Genomic DNA, 14,002 nt, shown 5'->3' with positions numbered 1-14,002 from the left:
TCTCAAAATTGAACTTAACTCGCTATTTTGTAAGTGAAAAGCAGCGTCTCATCCTAAAGTCTAATTGTGGAAATCGCCGTCCTAGCCGAGAGTGATAACACAAAGACGGTTCTGTAATAGACCTAGAAACTGAACACAAAGGAAGTTGCCAGTTCATTAGGAATGTAGGCACAAGGAGAGATGCAATGAGTGAAGCCCACGTTTATCCGGTAAAAGAAAATATTAAATCAACCACACACGCGGATAATGACACTTACCTAGCCATGTACCAGCAATCTGTTTCTGACCCTGAAGGCTTTTGGGGTGAACACGGAAAAATCGTTGATTGGATCAAACCTTTCACACAAGTAAAAAACACCTCTTTCGACCCTGGCCACATTGATATTCGCTGGTTTGAAGATGGCACGCTTAACGTTTCGGCTAACTGTATCGACCGCCACCTTGCTAAGCGCGGTGATGAAGTCGCTATCATCTGGGAAGGCGATGACCCGGCAGATGATAAAACTCTAACTTTTAATGAACTGCATAAAGAAGTGTGCCTGTTTTCGAATGCTCTAAAAGAGCAAGGCGTGCGCAAAGGTGATGTGGTTTGTTTATACATGCCAATGGTGCCAGAAGCGGCAGTAGCCATGCTGGCGTGTACCCGTATCGGTGCGGTTCACACAGTCGTATTTGGTGGTTTCTCACCAGAAGCACTGTCTGGTCGTATTATCGATTCAAATTCTAAAGTCGTTATCACTGCCGATGAAGGCGTGCGTGGCGGCCGTGCTGTTCCACTGAAAAAGAATGTCGATGAAGCACTGACGAACCCTGAAGTGAAAAACATCGAGAAGGTTGTTGTATTCAAACGCACTGGCGGTGATGTGGCATGGCACGAACATCGCGATGTGTGGTGGCACGATGCTATTGCTAATGTATCTGCAGATTGCCCACCAGAAGAGATGAACGCAGAAGATCCACTATTCATCCTTTATACGTCAGGCTCAACAGGTAAACCTAAAGGCGTTATGCACACCACAGGTGGCTACCTTGTTTATGCTGCGATGACCTTCAAATACGTATTCGATTACCAAGAAGGCGAGACTTTCTGGTGTACAGCCGATGTGGGTTGGATTACCGGTCACACATATCTTGTTTACGGACCGCTTGCTAATGGCGCAAAAACGATTCTGTTTGAAGGCGTGCCAAATTACCCGAACACCAGCCGCATGAGCGAAGTGGTCGATAAGCACCAAGTTAATATTCTTTATACGGCGCCAACGGCTATTCGTGCATTGATGGCGAAAGGCAATGAAGCCGTTGAAGGTACTTCTCGTGACAGCCTAAGAATCATGGGCTCAGTGGGTGAACCTATCAACCCAGAGGCGTGGGAGTGGTACTACAAAACAATCGGTAATGAGCAATCTCCAATTGTTGATACATGGTGGCAAACAGAAACGGGCGGTATCTTGATTGCACCGCTACCAGGCGCAACAGACCTGAAACCGGGCTCTGCAACTCGTCCATTCTTCGGTGTGCAACCGGCACTGGTTGATAACATGGGTAACATCATTGAGGGTGCAACAGACGGCAACCTAGTGATTCTTGACTCTTGGCCAGGCCAAATGCGTACCGTTCATGGCGATCATGACCGCTTCGAACAGACTTACTTCTCGACCTTTAAAGGCATGTACTTCACCAGTGACGGCGCTCGTCGTGATGAAGACGGTTACTACTGGATTACGGGGCGTGTCGATGATGTACTTAACGTATCAGGTCACCGTATGGGTACTGCTGAGATTGAATCGGCTCTAGTCGCGTTCGATAAGATTGCAGAAGCCGCGATTGTGGGCATCCCTCATGATATTAAAGGCCAAGCGATTTACGCTTACATCACGCTGAATGATGGTGAGTTCCCAACCGCAGAGCTTCATAAAGAAGTAAAAGACTGGGTACGTAAAGAGATTGGCCCAATTGCAACGCCAGATGTACTGCACTGGACCGACTCTCTACCAAAAACTCGTTCGGGTAAAATCATGCGTCGTATCCTGCGTAAAATCGCGACTGGCGATACAGGTAACCTAGGTGATACCTCGACACTGGCCGACCCAAGTGTGGTTGATAAGCTGATTGCCGAGAAAGCAGAACTGGCATAAGCAACCAGTCACAGCAGCTAATCACTGTTTAAAACAGCACTTTCTAAACCGTCACCTATGTGGCGGTTTTTTTATGGCTGATCTTGATCTCAAATATCCCGCCCCAAATTAAGGCTAAGACGCTTTTTTGTTAAGTTGGTAACAATTCCAAGCTGTATCAATAGGAGATTAGACCAGTAAATTGCTGCGATTTGCGCTGAATTAGCTATAATCTGGTTCTAATTTTTAAATTTGGGTTTTTCTCACTGGAAATTAACCGCAAATTTTCAATAAAATGGCAACATTCACGTTCGTAAACACGATAAAGGAAGATAGCCCCACGATGTCTACAAAGTTTCGCATTCTAGTTTTAAATGGCCCAAACCTTAACCTGTTAGGCCTTAGAGAGCCCGCACACTACGGTTCTCAAACACTTGACCAGATTATTAGCTCACTGACCGAGCAAGCGAAAGCACACGATGTTGAGCTATCTCACTTACAGTCAAATCGTGAGTACGAACTGATTGAAGCTATCCATAGTGCTTATCAAAATGTTGATTTTATTATTATCAACCCAGCAGCCTTTACACATACCAGTGTGGCACTGCGTGATGCACTACTTGGCGTTGCAATACCATTTATTGAGGTTCATCTATCGAATGTTCACGCGCGTGAACCATTCCGTCACCACTCTTACCTATCTGATAAAGCAGAAGGTGTGATTTGTGGCTTAGGTGCCCAAGGTTATCAATTTGCTTTGACCGCTGCGCTCAGCAAGCTCAACTCAAAGTAAACATAAACAACGAACTATTACTAACCTACTCAGTCATAGAGTAAGTTCAATTAACAGATAAAGAGAAAGAAACAATGGATATTCGCAAAATCAAAAAGCTAATCGAATTGGTTGAAGAGTCTGGTATTTCTGAGCTAGAAATCTCTGAAGGTGAAGAGTCAGTACGAATCAGTCGTAACAGCACTGCACCTGTAGCACCTGTTCAATATGCAGCTGCTCCAGCACCTGTAGCGGCAGCAGCTCCTGCGGCGGCACCTGTAGCAGCAGAAGCAGCAGCTCCTGCAGTTCCAGCTGGTCACCAAGTTCTTTCTCCAATGGTTGGTACTTTCTACGGCGCTCCAAGCCCAGACGCAAAACCATTCGTTAAAGTTGGTCAATCTGTAACTGCTGGCGAAACGCTATGTATCGTTGAAGCAATGAAAATGATGAACCAAATCGAAGCTGATAAATCTGGTGTTGTAACAGCTATCCTAGTTGAAGACGGTCAACCAGTAGAATTCGACCAAGCTCTAGTAATTATCGAATAATAGAGAGCACTCATTATGTTAGATAAATTAGTAATCGCGAACCGTGGTGAGATTGCACTACGTATTCTGCGTGCATGTAAAGAGCTTGGCATTAAAACGGTAGCGGTTCACTCAACTGCTGACCGTGATCTTAAGCACGTACTGCTTGCAGACGAAACCATTTGTATCGGTCCAGCTCGTGGTATCGATAGCTACCTAAACATCCCTCGTATCATCAGCGCAGCTGAAGTTACAGGTGCAGTAGCTGTTCACCCTGGCTACGGCTTCCTATCTGAAAATGCAGACTTTGCAGAACAGGTAGAGCGCAGTGGCTTTATCTTCGTTGGCCCTAAAGCTGAAACCATTCGCATGATGGGTGACAAAGTGTCAGCTATCACGTCAATGAAGAAAGCTGGCGTACCTTGTGTACCAGGTTCTGACGGCCCTCTTGACGACGACGAAGCAAAAAACAAAGCGCACGCTAAACGCATTGGCTTCCCAGTTATCATCAAGGCATCTGGCGGCGGCGGCGGTCGTGGTATGCGTGTTGTTCGTTCTGAAGCAGAACTAACAGAAGCTATCGCGATGACTCGTGCTGAAGCAAAAGCATGTTTCAACAACGACATGGTTTACATGGAGAAATTCCTAGAAAACCCACGTCACATTGAAGTACAAGTGCTTGCAGATGGCCAAGGTAATGCTATCCACCTAGGTGAGCGTGACTGTTCAATGCAGCGTCGTCACCAGAAAGTTGTGGAAGAAGCGCCAGCTCCAGGTATCACTGAAGAGATGCGTAAGTACATTGGCGAACGTTGTACTCGTGCATGTATTGAGATCGGTTACCGCGGTGCAGGTACATTTGAATTCCTATACGAGAACGGTGAATTCTACTTCATCGAAATGAACACTCGTATCCAGGTTGAACACACGATTACTGAAATGGTAACGGGTATCGACCTAGTGAAAGAACAGCTACGTATTGCAGCTGGTCAGCCTCTATCATTCACTCAGGATGACATTAAGCTGCGTGGCCACTCAATCGAATGTCGTATCAATGCTGAAGATCCAGTTCGTTTCCTACCTTCACCAGGTAAGATTGAACGTTTCCACGCACCAGGCGGCATGGGCGTACGTTGGGAATCTCACATCTACACGGGTTACACAGTGCCACCACACTACGATTCAATGATTGGTAAGCTGATCACTTACGGTGAGAACCGTGATGTTGCTATCGCTCGTATGAAGAACGCATTGGGTGAAATGATTGTTGAAGGTATTAACGTTAATACTGAGCTTCAACTGTCTATTATGAACGACGAAAACTTCCAACACGGTGGTGCAAACATCCACTACCTTGAGAAGAAACTTGGTTTGTCATAATCCGTTCGTTTAAGAACAGTCAAAATGCTCACTTCGGTGAGCATTTTTGTTTTTGAACCGCCGAAAAAATCAATCTTTAATCCCCATTATATTCCGTGGGGTTTTGGTGAATTTGCTCATATTTTCTGCTAGACTCGCCATCCAATTTTTCTCATATAGAAGATGCAGCCATGCCTTGGATTCAAATCAAGCTTAATGCTACCAATGAAAATGCCGAACAAATCGGCGACATGTTAATGGAAGAGACTGGTGCTCTTTCTGTAACTTTCCTGGATGCACAAGATACCCCTGTATTTGAGCCTCTGCCAGGCGAAACTCGCCTTTGGGGTGATACTGACATTCTCGCGCTTTACGACGCTGAGACTGATACTGGTGTCGTTCTAGCGCAGATTAAAGCAAGCAACATGTTCCCTGCAGACTTTGCTCATAAAGTAGAGCAAATTGAAGACAAGGATTGGGAGCGTGAATGGATGGACAACTTCCACCCAATGAAGTTTGGTGAGCGTTTATGGATCTGCCCTAGCTGGCGCGATATCCCTGAACCTGACGCTGTTAACGTAATGCTAGACCCTGGCCTTGCATTTGGTACAGGTACTCACCCGACAACGGCATTGTGTCTTGAGTGGCTTGAAGGCTTAGACCTTGCAGGCAAAACCGTGATCGACTTCGGTTGTGGCTCAGGCATCCTAGCGATCGCTGCGATCAAACTAGGCGCAGCAAAAGTTATCGGGATCGACATTGATCCTCAAGCTCTGCTTGCATCAAAAGACAACGCACAACGCAATGGCGTTGCTGAGCAACTAGAGGTGTTCTTGCCACAAGATCAACCGGAAGGTTTGCTAGCAGACGTTGTTGTTGCCAACATTCTTGCGGGTCCATTACGCGACCTTTCTGGCATCATCAAGGGCCTAGTTAAGCCAAATGGTGTACTTGCGATGTCGGGTGTTTTAGATACACAAGCAGAAGATGTTGCCACTTATTATCGTGATGAGCTTCACATTGATCCGATCATCGAACAACAAGAATGGTGTCGAATCTCAGGTCGCAAGCAAGGCTAGACAAGACTTTGGGCGCTAATTGACTGAAATTTAAACAAATTACAAAAACAAATTGTAAATGCTCAAATATTAGTCTTTTCACGCAGCGAAAAAATGCGTAAAATGCGCGCCCTTGCTGGTACAGAACTGTGATGACATTTTTGAAAATCGGAAATTATCAACTTAAGAACAATCTAATCGTCGCTCCTATGGCTGGCGTAACGGATAGACCATTCCGTGAGTTGTGTCTTCGCTACGGTGCGGGGATGGCAGTCAGTGAAATGATGTCCTCCAATCCGAAAGTTTGGAAAACGTCAAAGTCTCAGCAGCGTATGGTACATGAAGGCGAATCGGGCATTCGTTCAGTACAAATCGCTGGTGCAGATCCACAGCTTATGGCCGAGGCTGCTCAATTTAATGTCGATAACGGTGCGCAAATCATCGATATCAACATGGGTTGTCCAGCCAAAAAAGTGAATAAGAAGCTTGCGGGCTCAGCCTTACTGCAGCATCCAGAACTCATTGAAGACATTCTGAAAGCGGTGGTCAATGCTGTCGACGTTCCAGTAACGTTGAAAACGCGCACAGGCTGGGATACAGACAATAGAAACTGTGTCCAAATCGCGAAAATAGCCGAAGACTGCGGCATACAAGCTCTTGCGCTCCATGGAAGAACTCGCGCTTGTATGTACAAAGGTGAGGCAGAATACAAACACATTAAAGCAGCGAAACAAGCAGTATCTATTCCGGTTATCGCTAACGGTGATATCGATAGTCCGGAAAAAGCGAAGTTTGTGCTGGAGTACACCGGCGCTGATGCTTTAATGATAGGTCGACCTGCCCAAGGACGTCCTTGGATTTTTAACGAAATCCTACACTATTTGGAAAACGGCACCACGATGGACCCACTCCCGATTTCGGAAGTGAAAGACATCATGCTTGGTCATGTGCACGCTCTACATGAATTTTATGGAGAGTTTTTAGGCCCTCGCATCGCTCGTAAGCATGTGGGTTGGTATCTAAAAGAACATGAACAAGCGAGTGAGTTTCGCCGTACCTTCAACGCATTCGAAGCAGGTGATCTGCAGCTTGAAGCGCTAGAAGGTTTTTTTGATAACGTTGCACCATAATTACGAGAAGAGCTAGACCGAATATGTTCGAACAAAATCTGACTTCAGAAGCATTGACAGTAACTACAGTTACATCACAAGACCAAATCACGCAGAAGCCACTACGTGACTCAGTTAAAGCATCATTGAAAAATTACCTTGCTCAATTAAACGGTCAAGAAGTCAGCGAGTTATACGAATTAGTATTAGCTGAAGTTGAACAGCCACTACTAGACACTATCATGCAGTACACTCGCGGTAACCAAACTCGCGCAGCAACCATGATGGGTATTAACCGCGGTACTCTTCGCAAGAAACTTAAAAAATACGGCATGAACTAATCGTTCTTTCGTAATTTATTGAATTGAAAGCCAAGCTCATTGTTGAGTTTGGCTTTTTTTTGGCTTGTCGATCCGTGATAGTCGCTGATTACTCTCCAGTGCGACAGCAGCGACCTTTGTCGACGTTTGCTGAGTCCAAGGCTGCTAGAATCGAACAATGGCTTGCATCATCGTCTACGTGACCACAACACGCATCATTAATCTTTTTAAGTGCGGTGCGAATCTTAGTTAACTCGGTAATCTTCTCATCAATCATCTCTAGCTTTGCTGAGGTAATCGACTTCACTTCAGCGCAACTGTGCTGTGTGGCCTCGAGGCGAATCTCAAGCAATTCTTTAATCTCGTCCAAACTCAGCCCCAACGCTTTAGATTTGAGAATAAACGTCACCTGTTTCTGGTTATTTTCATCATATAGGCGATAACCCGAGTCACTGCGACTGGCTGGCGCGATCAGGTTATTCTTCTCATAAAATCGCAAGGTATCGGCTGTCACACCGCATCGCTTCGCTAATTCACCGATCTGAAACATGTTTTTTCCTACTGTTTCGTCCATTCCACAATTAACCTTATCGTTACTTTTCAGGCTGAAATGGCACTTTTCATAATTAATTTTGAGATGCCAAACGATTGCGCGAGCTTTTTTGTAATAAATTAGTTAGAATCTGCGCCATCAAATTTGGAGTTGGTTATCTTATAGCTTAATCATAAGACTAACCCAAAAGGTCTTTACCAAAACTGGCCAATATTTTATCTCTTACTGGTATCTAAGATAATCCACGCTAAGAAGATAGAAACAAGTTCTTTTTTGGCAAATATCTTTATTTTAACCCCATGAATTTGAGGAAGATGGAAGCATGAATAACGCTCGTCCAATTCGCCGCGCTCTAATCAGCGTATCAGACAAAACTGGTATCGTTGAATTTGCACAAGCTCTTGCTAACCGTGGTGTAGATATCCTATCTACCGGTGGCACTGCTCGCCTGCTTGCTGAAAAAGGCATCTCTGTTACAGAAGTATCTGACTACACTGGTTTCCCAGAAATGATGGATGGCCGTGTTAAGACTCTGCACCCAAAAGTTCATGGTGGTGTTCTAGGCCGTCGTGGCCAAGATGATGACGTGATGGAAACTCACGGTATCAACCCTATCGATATGGTTGTTGTAAACCTATACCCATTCGCAGAAACCGTTGCTAAAGAAGGTTGTACCCTTGCTGATGCTGTTGAGAACATCGACATCGGCGGCCCTACAATGGTTCGCTCTGCAGCGAAAAACCACAAAGACGTAACGATCGTTGTTAACGCACACGACTACGAGCGCGTTGTCGCTGAAATGGACGCGAACGATAAATCTCTAACACTAGAGACTCGCTTCGACCTCGCTATCGCAGCATTCGAGCACACCGCTTCTTACGACGGCATGATCGCAAACTACTTCGGCACTATGGTTCCTAGCTACGGCGAGAACAAAGAAGGTGACGAAGAAAGCAAATTCCCTCGCACGTTCAACCAACAGTTCGAGAAAAAACAAGACATGCGCTACGGTGAGAACAGCCACCAAGCAGCGGCATTCTACGTTGAAGCAAACCCTGAAGAAGCGTCAGTGTCTACCGCTCGCCAGATTCAAGGTAAAGCGCTTTCTTACAACAACATCGCTGACACTGACGCAGCACTTGAGTGTGTGAAAGAGTTCGACCAGCCAGCATGTGTGATTGTTAAGCACGCTAACCCATGTGGTGTAGCACTAGGTGAAGATATCCTAGAAGCTTATGACCGTGCATTCAAAACAGACCCAACGTCTGCATTTGGCGGCATCATCGCTTTCAACCGTGAACTAGACGCAGCAACAGCAACGGCTATCACTGAGCGTCAATTCGTTGAAGTTATCATTGCACCTTCTGTTTCTGCTGAAGCAGTAGAAATCGTAGCGGCTAAGAAAAACCTTCGCCTACTTGAGTGTGGCGAGTGGACAACTAAGACAACTGGCTTTGACGTGAAACGCGTTAACGGCGGCCTACTGGTTCAAGACCGCGATCAAGGCATGGTGTCTGAAGATGACCTTAAAGTGGTTTCTAAGCGCCAACCTACAGCTGAAGAGCTAAAAGACGCGCTATTCTGCTGGAAAGTAGCGAAGTACGTTAAATCTAACGCTATCGTTTACTCGAAAGGCGACATGACTATTGGTGTGGGCGCAGGCCAAATGAGCCGCGTTTATTCTGCGAAAATTGCAGGCATCAAAGCTGCAGACGAAGGTCTACAGGTTGAAGGTTGTGTGATGGCATCAGATGCATTCTTCCCATTCCGTGACGGTATCGACGCGGCAGCAGAAGCTGGCATCAAGTGTGTTATCCAACCGGGCGGCTCTATGCGTGATGACGAAGTTATCGCAGCAGCAGACGAACACGGCATGGCGATGATCTTTACAGGCATGCGTCACTTCCGCCACTAATTTCCTCTTCGTATTTGGCACTGTGGCGTCGTTAGCTGCTTTCGCCCACCCCGGTCACATAGCGAGCTATGCTCCCGGGGATGGGCTCAATTGCTGCCTAGCCACATCACCAACTACTTTGAGCAAAACTTATAATTTTGTTTTTTAAATATTCCGATATTTGAAATACGTAGAGCAAGTCAGTGACTTTAGTTCAAGGAAAACACGCGGAGCTTATGACTATAAGTGAGCATGTTTGACACAGAAATAAAGACTCTGAAGCAGCTATAAGGATTTTAAAACATGAATGTATTGATTATTGGTGCCGGCGGTCGTGAGCATGCACTAGGTTGGAAAGCAGCACAGAACCCAAACGTTGAAACAGTATTCATTGCTCCAGGTAACGCAGGTACTGCACTTGAGCCGAAACTTGAGAATGTAAACATCGGTGTTGAAGACATCGCTGGTTTAGTTGCGTTTGCTCAAGAGAAAAAAATCGAACTGACTATCGTTGGTCCTGAAGCGCCATTGGTTATTGGTGTGGTTGATGCATTCCGCGAAGTCGGTCTGCCTATCTTTGGCCCTACTCAAGCAGCAGCGCAGCTTGAAGGTTCAAAAGCGTTCACGAAAGACTTCCTAGCTCGTCATGACATCCCAACAGGTTACTACGCAAACTTTACTGAGATTGACCCAGCTATCGCTTACGTACGTGAGCAAGGCGCACCAATCGTAGTAAAAGCAGACGGTCTTGCCGCTGGTAAAGGCGTGATCGTTGCGATGACACTTGAAGAAGCTGAAGACGCAATCAAAGACATGCTAGCGGGCAACGCCTTTGGCGAAGCAGGCAGCCGCGTGGTTATCGAAGAGTTCCTTGAAGGCGAAGAAGCAAGCTTCATCGTAATGGTTGACGGCTCTAGCGTTCTGCCTATGGCCACCAGCCAAGATCACAAACGTGTTGGCGACAAAGACACGGGGCCGAATACTGGCGGCATGGGTGCTTACTCTCCAGCTCCAGTTGTGACTCCGGAAATCCACAACCGTATCCTTGAGGAAGTTATCTACCCAACGGTACGTGGTATGGATGCTGAAGGCGCACCTTACACTGGTTTCCTTTACGCTGGCTTAATGATCGATGCTGACGGCACACCTAAGGTTATCGAATACAACTGCCGCTTCGGCGACCCTGAAACGCAACCTATCATGATGCGCATGGAGTCAGACCTTGTTGAGCTTTGCCTAATGGCTATCGACGAGAAACTGGACGAAGCAGAATCTAAGTGGGATCCACGCGCTTCGATCGGTGTTGTTCTTGCAGCTGGCGGCTACCCTGCTGACTACGCAAAAGGTGACGTTATTTCACTACCAACAAGCGAAGTTGAAGGCCAAAAGGTTTTCCACGCAGGTACTACAAATAACGAAGCTGGCGACGTTGTGACAAACGGCGGCCGTGTACTGTGTGCAACAGCACTAGGCAACACGGTTTCTGAGGCTCAGGAACGCGCTTACGCGTTAACGAAGCAAGTTAGCTGGAATGGTATGTTCCACCGCAATGACATTGGTTACCGTGCGATTGCGCGCGAGCAAGAGCAGTAATCAATACTGTCACTCGCTTAATCCGAATACGGTAAGTGAGTGACCGTAAAAGACTGTTCGCAACAAAATGAAAAAAGGCGCCTCTCAGGCGCCTTTTTTATTGCTTAATCTGCATCTGTACAGACAAATCAGCACTTGGCCTACAGTAGGCCAAATACTCTTAATTCTTTGATTACCCACTACTCTTTAAGTAATGAAGGCCTTGTCACACAGTCATGGCTGTCATCAGCTAACATCAGTAGCTCTTCAACCGACATTTTACCGAGTGAATCGCTGCCTAGAAACGCTGCATAGCTTTCCACTGACGCCAATCGGTCAATCACGAAGCTTGGCAAGGTCTGGTTAAACTCAAAGCTATCAAATTCGCCGCCAGAGCATGTTTCGAAAGAGCTACCATTCCAGTAACCCTGAATCAGTCGAAAACCTTCGTCATATTGCTTCATTGTGGTCTCTAGAACCGACTTAGCTTCTTTCTGGTAGTTCTCAAGCTGTTTAGCTTGGATAGGTAAGATCTTGTTGTTAAGACGATACTGTTGATACACAGCTTCGCCTGACTTATTGAAACGCACATGGACGCGATAAGGGACTAGCTCATTCGATGAATTACGCTGTTCACCTTCACGAATGAATTCACGCAGTACACCTTCCGACCAAGCATAGTCAGTTTGGTACCAGCCGTAATCGCCCACAGTGACGTAGTCAGCTGAAGTATGAGGTTGTGTTAGCTTATTGGTGACCCAGTAGAAACTTGTCGCGTCGCCCATGACTTGGCCGCCAGTGTGAGTTTCAAATTGCTCTAGGTTTTTGCGAGGGCTTGTTGAAGAACAGCCAATAAGAAATGTAGATAATAGTGAAACGAGAAGAAATGCTTTTTTCATAAAAACCTGTACCGAGGTGGAATACGACTACCTCGGTACAGTTTAGATTATTTCACTGAATCTTTCAGCGCTTTACCTGCAACAAATGCTGGAACATTTGCAGCAGCGATTTGGATCTCATCACCAGTTTTTGGGTTACGACCAGTGCGAGCTGCACGGTGGTTTACTTTAAAAGTACCAAAACCAATTAGCTGAACTTGATCGCCATCTTTAAGAGCATCTGTAACACCGCCAAGAGTCGCTTCTAGAGCAGCTTTAGCTTGTGCTTTAGAAAGGTCCGCTTTTTCAGCAATAAAGTCGATTAATTGAGTCTTGTTCATTTTAGGTTTCCCTTCTTTGTATTTTTGAATTCAATTCACTCTAAAACATAAATGCCCCATCTGGCAAAGGTTTGTCGTCGATCTTTAGCTCTAATGCCGTAGTTTTAGCCATAATATGAGTAATAACTCACAATTTGTTACTGATTTTATTAAGCAAGCCCTTGTTTAAAAGGGGCTGAGAGCAAAATTAATGATGACCTAGCCACTACTTTTTCACTATAATCCACGCTGAATCGCTGCTAAAGCGTACAATTTAATTTAAGGGCAAACATGCTGCTGCTATCTATTTACGTCTCCATTGCTATTGGAGTTTCTTTCATTTGTTCTGTTTTGGAAGCTGTACTTTTGAGTATTAGTCCGAGCTACATTGCTCAACTAAAACAAAATGGGCACCCTGCAGCAGAGTCTTTAGACAAACTGAAAACAGATATTGACCGCCCGCTTGCGTCAATTTTAACGCTCAACACCATCGCCCATACTATCGGTGCTGCGACAGCAGGTGCACAAGCGGCTGTCGTTTTTGGTAGCCAATGGTTAGGTGTCTTCTCTGCCGTGCTAACGCTAGGTATCTTGGTATTATCTGAGATTGTTCCAAAAACCATTGGTGCAACCTACTGGCGTCAACTTGCTCCTGCTTCGGCAAGCGTGCTTCGTTGGATGGTGTTCTTCCTAACACCGTTTGTATGGTTCTCAGAACAGATCACCAAACGTCTTGCTCGTGGCCACCAAGCACCAAAAATGCGTGATGAGTTATCTGCAATGGCGATTTTGGCAAAAGAGAGCGGTGAATTTGCAGAAGGCGAGTCAAAAATCCTGAGCAACCTACTGGGTATTCAAGATGTACCCGTGACTCAGGTAATGACGCCGCGCCCAGTGGTATTCCGTGTTGATGCGGAAATGAGTGTGAATACGTTCCTAGAACAACATAAAGACACGCCATTCTCACGTCCGCTGGTTTACAGCGAGCAGAGTGACAACATCATCGGTTTTGTTCACCGCTTAGAGCTGTTTAGATTGCAGCAAGCCGGTTGTGGTGAGAAAGCTTTGGGTGAAGTAATGCGCCCTATCCACGTGTTGCTGAACAACATGGGCTTGGCTAAGGCCTTTGACCAGATGATGGCAAACCGCCTGCAACTGTCTTTAGTTGTGGACGAATACGGCACTATTCAGGGCATCATCACCCTAGAAGACATCTTTGAGCACCTAGTGGGCGAAGAGATTGTCGACGAAGCGGATAAGACGACTGACATGCAAGAACTGGCGTTCCAACGCTGGGAGAAGTGGAAAGAGACACACGGTGTTATCGAAAACCGCGATGACGAGGACGAGGAAGAAACTCCAGCAGACAACGACTCTTCAGATGCAAAATCAACGAATGACGACGACGCATCAAAAGATAAGGCATCAAAAGACAAAGTGTAGAACGAAGACAAAAAAGACGCTTAATCTAAATTTGATACCGTCAGATACAACAAAGGCTCCCTAGGGAGCCTTTGTTTTTATTC

13 protein-coding genes are annotated in these 14,002 nt (G+C 45.9%); 10 read left to right on the top strand and 3 right to left on the bottom strand.

The window, feature by feature from the left end; all coding sequences use genetic code 11:
* The first annotated feature begins 185 nt into the window (after positions 1 to 185).
* From acs to fis, 7 genes are all read left to right on the top strand, one after another.
* Positions 186 to 2,135, top strand: coding sequence for an acetate--CoA ligase (gene acs, locus AB4138_RS02950; protein ID WP_372304943.1), 1,950 nt, complete (start codon positions 186 to 188; stop codon positions 2,133 to 2,135).
* Between the two features lie 322 nt (positions 2,136 to 2,457).
* Complete coding sequence (aroQ, locus tag AB4138_RS02945) at positions 2,458 to 2,907, top strand: type II 3-dehydroquinate dehydratase (RefSeq protein WP_010435475.1); 450 nt, start codon at positions 2,458 to 2,460, stop codon at positions 2,905 to 2,907.
* A 74-nt stretch (positions 2,908 to 2,981) separates the two neighbouring features.
* Positions 2,982 to 3,434, top strand: a complete 453-nt coding sequence (accB, locus tag AB4138_RS02940; RefSeq protein WP_017062707.1) for an acetyl-CoA carboxylase biotin carboxyl carrier protein — start codon at positions 2,982 to 2,984, stop codon at positions 3,432 to 3,434.
* A gap of 15 nt (positions 3,435 to 3,449) precedes the next feature.
* Entirely contained in the window at positions 3,450 to 4,793 is a 1,344-nt protein-coding gene (gene accC / locus AB4138_RS02935) for an acetyl-CoA carboxylase biotin carboxylase subunit (RefSeq protein ID WP_017062706.1), read from the top strand.
* A gap of 170 nt (positions 4,794 to 4,963) precedes the next feature.
* Entirely contained in the window at positions 4,964 to 5,851 is an 888-nt protein-coding gene (gene prmA / locus AB4138_RS02930) for a 50S ribosomal protein L11 methyltransferase (protein WP_017055901.1), read from the top strand.
* Between the two features lie 140 nt (positions 5,852 to 5,991).
* On the top strand, positions 5,992 to 6,960 hold the full coding sequence (gene dusB / locus AB4138_RS02925) for a tRNA dihydrouridine synthase DusB (RefSeq protein ID WP_032546269.1): 969 nt from the start codon (positions 5,992 to 5,994) through the stop codon (positions 6,958 to 6,960).
* Positions 6,961 to 6,983: 23 nt separating this feature from the next.
* Positions 6,984 to 7,280: a DNA-binding transcriptional regulator Fis gene (gene fis, locus AB4138_RS02920; protein WP_004729744.1), complete on the top strand. Its 297-nt coding sequence runs from the start codon at positions 6,984 to 6,986 to the stop codon at positions 7,278 to 7,280.
* Positions 7,281 to 7,368: 88 nt separating this feature from the next.
* Here the strand turns inward: fis and zntR are convergent, their stop codons facing one another.
* Positions 7,369 to 7,809 carry a Zn(2+)-responsive transcriptional regulator gene (gene zntR / locus AB4138_RS02915; protein ID WP_017062704.1) on the bottom strand — a complete coding sequence of 147 codons (441 nt, stop codon included), beginning with the start codon at positions 7,807 to 7,809 and terminating at the stop codon, positions 7,369 to 7,371.
* A 325-nt stretch (positions 7,810 to 8,134) separates the two neighbouring features.
* Here zntR and purH point away from each other — a divergent pair, with 325 nt between their 5' ends.
* Entirely contained in the window at positions 8,135 to 9,727 is a 1,593-nt protein-coding gene (gene purH, locus AB4138_RS02910) for a bifunctional phosphoribosylaminoimidazolecarboxamide formyltransferase/IMP cyclohydrolase (protein WP_048614992.1), read from the top strand.
* Positions 9,728 to 10,009: 282 nt separating this feature from the next.
* Positions 10,010 to 11,299 carry a phosphoribosylamine--glycine ligase gene (purD, locus tag AB4138_RS02905; RefSeq protein ID WP_123326539.1) on the top strand — a complete coding sequence of 430 codons (1,290 nt, stop codon included), beginning with the start codon at positions 10,010 to 10,012 and terminating at the stop codon, positions 11,297 to 11,299.
* Positions 11,300 to 11,478: 179 nt separating this feature from the next.
* Here purD and AB4138_RS02900 read toward each other — a convergent pair whose 3' ends face one another.
* Both AB4138_RS02900 and hupA read right to left on the bottom strand, forming a co-directional pair.
* Entirely contained in the window at positions 11,479 to 12,177 is a 699-nt protein-coding gene (locus tag AB4138_RS02900; protein ID WP_017633395.1) for a DUF1481 domain-containing protein, read from the bottom strand.
* A 47-nt stretch (positions 12,178 to 12,224) separates the two neighbouring features.
* Positions 12,225 to 12,497 (bottom strand): nucleoid-associated protein HU-alpha, encoded by a 273-nt coding sequence (hupA, locus tag AB4138_RS02895; RefSeq protein ID WP_004729753.1) that lies wholly within the window; start codon positions 12,495 to 12,497, stop codon positions 12,225 to 12,227.
* Positions 12,498 to 12,767: 270 nt separating this feature from the next.
* Between hupA and AB4138_RS02890 the strand changes: the two genes are divergently transcribed.
* Positions 12,768 to 13,919, top strand: coding sequence for a CNNM domain-containing protein (locus tag AB4138_RS02890; protein ID WP_017062700.1), 1,152 nt, complete (start codon positions 12,768 to 12,770; stop codon positions 13,917 to 13,919).
* Positions 13,920 to 14,002 lie beyond the last annotated feature (83 nt).

Source organism: Vibrio sp. 10N.286.52.C3, assembly GCF_041468865.1.
GTDB classification, from domain to species: Bacteria; Pseudomonadota; Gammaproteobacteria; order Enterobacterales; family Vibrionaceae; genus Vibrio; species Vibrio crassostreae_C.
The sequence above is the reverse complement of the archived record's forward strand: the minus strand, read 5'-3'. Positions and strand labels throughout refer to the sequence as shown.

Bases quoted from the DNA above. Each gene is read 5' to 3' on its own strand.
- accB (WP_017062707.1), top strand. From the start codon at position 2,982: ATGGATATTCGCAAAATCAAAAAGCTAATCGAATTGGTTGAAGAGTCT.
- AB4138_RS02900 (WP_017633395.1), bottom strand. From the start codon at position 12,177: ATGAAAAAAGCATTTCTTCTCGTTTCACTATTATCTACATTTCTTATT.
- zntR (WP_017062704.1), bottom strand. From the start codon at position 7,809: ATGTTTCAGATCGGTGAATTAGCGAAGCGATGCGGTGTGACAGCCGAT.
- AB4138_RS02890 (WP_017062700.1), top strand. From the start codon at position 12,768: ATGCTGCTGCTATCTATTTACGTCTCCATTGCTATTGGAGTTTCTTTC.
- hupA (WP_004729753.1), bottom strand. From the start codon at position 12,497: ATGAACAAGACTCAATTAATCGACTTTATTGCTGAAAAAGCGGACCTT.
- purH (WP_048614992.1), top strand. From the start codon at position 8,135: ATGAATAACGCTCGTCCAATTCGCCGCGCTCTAATCAGCGTATCAGAC.
- acs (WP_372304943.1), top strand. From the start codon at position 186: ATGAGTGAAGCCCACGTTTATCCGGTAAAAGAAAATATTAAATCAACC.
- fis (WP_004729744.1), top strand. From the start codon at position 6,984: ATGTTCGAACAAAATCTGACTTCAGAAGCATTGACAGTAACTACAGTT.
- accC (WP_017062706.1), top strand. From the start codon at position 3,450: ATGTTAGATAAATTAGTAATCGCGAACCGTGGTGAGATTGCACTACGT.
- prmA (WP_017055901.1), top strand. From the start codon at position 4,964: ATGCCTTGGATTCAAATCAAGCTTAATGCTACCAATGAAAATGCCGAA.
- aroQ (WP_010435475.1), top strand. From the start codon at position 2,458: ATGTCTACAAAGTTTCGCATTCTAGTTTTAAATGGCCCAAACCTTAAC.
- purD (WP_123326539.1), top strand. From the start codon at position 10,010: ATGAATGTATTGATTATTGGTGCCGGCGGTCGTGAGCATGCACTAGGT.